This window comes from Methanocalculus sp. (assembly GCF_029762515.1).
Taxonomy (GTDB): domain Archaea; phylum Halobacteriota; class Methanomicrobia; order Methanomicrobiales; family Methanocorpusculaceae; genus Methanocalculus.
In genome coordinates, this window is sequence record NZ_JARVGN010000304.1 from 1 (window position 1) to 2,901 (window position 2,901).

1 protein-coding gene and 1 pseudogene are annotated in these 2,901 nt (G+C 47.5%); both read left to right on the forward strand.

Annotated features, from left to right (window positions below):
* Positions 1 to 1,815: 1,815 nt before the first annotated feature.
* The gene (locus QCH34_RS10020; RefSeq protein WP_300333609.1) at positions 1,816 to 2,412 is read left to right on the forward strand and encodes a DUF5806 family protein; all 597 of its coding nucleotides are present in this window, start codon (positions 1,816 to 1,818) and stop codon (positions 2,410 to 2,412) included.
* Positions 2,393 to 2,901: pseudogene (locus QCH34_RS10025) on the forward strand (phosphoglucosamine mutase); the annotation flags it as partial. The gene QCH34_RS10020 and the pseudogene QCH34_RS10025, both read left to right, overlap by 20 nt.

A 2,901-nucleotide genomic window follows, 5' to 3' on the forward strand; every position in this document is an offset into this window, starting at 1 on the left:
TGCTGAAGAGTGAACTACACACAATGAAGAGATCCCCCCAACGACCCAGATGCCAAGGGCCAGTCCTATCAGCGGGAGAAGCACAGATGATTATTGCCGATCATAATTACAGAACCCTCATGATCTATTCATTCGAGTCTGATGATTCAGATTGCACCGCATGATATCAAAAACAGGTCCCTGCACACCATAATTGCGCAGAATACCTATTCTGCGCAAAAAATGCCGTTCTCACAGATCCCAAAAATAACTCCAATATAGGACTTAAAAGGATAATGGACTAAAATTTAACGATTTTTGAGACAAGAGGCATTGGCCAGCTTCAAACCATAATTTTCCAGAGGAACAGAACCCCCGACCATCCGGACAGACAGCGAGTACAGCCACCCCGGCTGAAAGGTGCATATAAAGAAACCCCATATCGTCGATTTCATCGATCTATTCACATTTTTAATATGAGACATTATGATAATCGAAAAAAGTAGACGAGAATGCCAATACGAGGACGTTATTTTTGGACGCAATTGAAATATTGATTGAACCAAATGCGGGGAGATAGATGGCAGGAATTACGAGAGGAGGGTTTGAAAACCAACTGCCTTTTAGATAACCAGTCCCACCCCACCCTGCCAGAGGCCACACACCAATCACACACCATAAGAACAGGAAGATCGGAGATCAGATTCCCTGGAAAAAACGCCATCCAGCAATTGATTAGTTGCCACAACACTCGGGTACAACCCGGAAGGACTTCGGAACGTGCCCATTGTTACACCGCCGAAAGTGCACAAAATCAAACTGGCGGTGATAGAGGTCAATCCAGAATAACAGACGATCGATTCAGATAGTGGAGAGAGAAGAGAGAAGATGGATTGAAAGGGAGAAAGAGAGAGAAGAGATCTGATCCCGATCAAGAAACCCACCGATCTGATCAATAATCGATCTATACACCATAGATCCAAACAGCGACAGATCAGATGCCCGTTATAGAGATTGGAAGAGGACCGCCTCTTTTCAGAGGAGAACATATCAGACATTTCTCTGCATCATAGTGTGAGAGCCTGCTTTGCTATCAATAAGAGGAGCAGGGATAACCAGGAGACCCGGTCGAGGAGCCACCCTTTGATCAGAAAACCAATCTGTAACCCCCAACACATAGCCCGCAAACCCAAGCCAACAATACACAAATCCAAACTTTTACGATACTGCGTTTGCCCCTGCATCAACGAAGAGCCAGAGCCCGGTTACAGTCTGGACGATGTTTACCGCCATACCCAAGCAGCATCAGACCATGCCTGCCATGAAATCCTCCCACCCAAGACAAACAGAGAGTAAGCAGTTGGAAAAGACAGGAGAGCAATGGAGCACTTTTCGATCGCCACACCTGAGCAATATGAAGCGCAAATTTAACGAAGCCATTGACATTCTACATCGATCAGCAGATCTCAGAGAGCATCCAGCCAGAGAGGAACCAGTCAAAAGCCAACATCCAGGGATGAATGAAACATCCCCAATGGTGAGGAAAACGGGTTCGACTACAAGCCCCCGATACAACCCGATGTAATGCGAACCCCAACCAGGCATCTGCATCTTCACCCCCCACACCCCGGATCCAGGAAAATAAATAAATTATTTATTCAACAATATACTTCAATCAGAGCCGTTTCGAGGCAGATCGTCATCTATAAACCATATGATGCTATACGTTAAAGAGGACAGAATTTCCCGCATCCTGCCCCCGGAATTCGTCATACATTGACACCGATATACACAGAAAAAGGTTCAAGGGGGCAGAAGAGCAACAGAGGTACTGAGATGAGCAACCCAGAAGAGGAAAAACCTCAGATCGATGAAAGCCGGAGAGAGGAGATCTCCAAATACCGGAAGTTCCGGAAAGTCGATGGCGCCACATACCGGAAAGTCAACCAGTTCCTGCGGAAGCATACGTACGTAACTGCCCGGGAATGGGCAATAGCCCGGCTCTGTTCCGATTTTAAGACAACGGCAGGTGCCGAGATGACTTTTATCGGAGAGAATCTCCCTGATCTGGTTCCATTTATGCAGGAGCCATACTCTCCGCAGGCGGTCAACCAGGCACGTTCATCCTTCAAGAGAAAAGTCAGGAAATCAGGTGCCACATTCTTTTACGGGGCCATGTGCGGTTTCTTCACCCTTGACGAACTTGACGACATCCTCTTTGAATCAAGCGAGATTGCACGGTTCCTCCTTGAAGTTGAGGGCACATCACTTGAGATCGATGACGAGATCGAAATAGAAGACCGGATCACCGACATCATGAGAAAACTTGGCGATTCTGCAAATATTCTCCTGAACAAACGATCCCGGCAATCCATTCAGCCGGATGAAACAAATAGCAGAGAATCTGAGAGAGATGAAGATAATGACGAATAATACCGAACCGAAAAAAATACTCTTTGGAACAAACGGAGTCCGCGGAATCATTGGAGAAGACATGAACCCGGAACTCGTCATGAAGATCGGGTTATCCCTTGGGACAATGATAAGGGGCAGAGTTGCGCTTGGAAGGGATACCAGAACCTCAGGAGAGGCACTTGCTGCTGCAATGCGATCAGGACTCCTCGCATCCGGATGCGATGTCATCGATCTCGGTATACTCCCGACACCGGCACTCCAGTACCTGGTCAGGGAGCACTATGATGGAGGGGCGATGATCACCGCCTCGCACAATCCCCCCGAATATAACGGGGTGAAGGTGATTGAGGGTGACGGCACCGAGATGGATGACACCCGCACAATAGCACTGGAATCCTTGATCTTTTCAGAGGATGTCAGAGTTCTGGACTGGAAGAGTGTTGGGAAGCTGACTGATGAAAGCCACCTGATAGAGGAGTACATCAGAGCCATTGTCTCTCATTTTCC

Excerpts from the sequence above, each read along its gene's own strand:
- QCH34_RS10020 (WP_300333609.1), top strand. The coding sequence starts at position 1,816 with ATGAGCAACCCAGAAGAGGAAAAACCTCAGATCGATGAAAGCCGGAGA.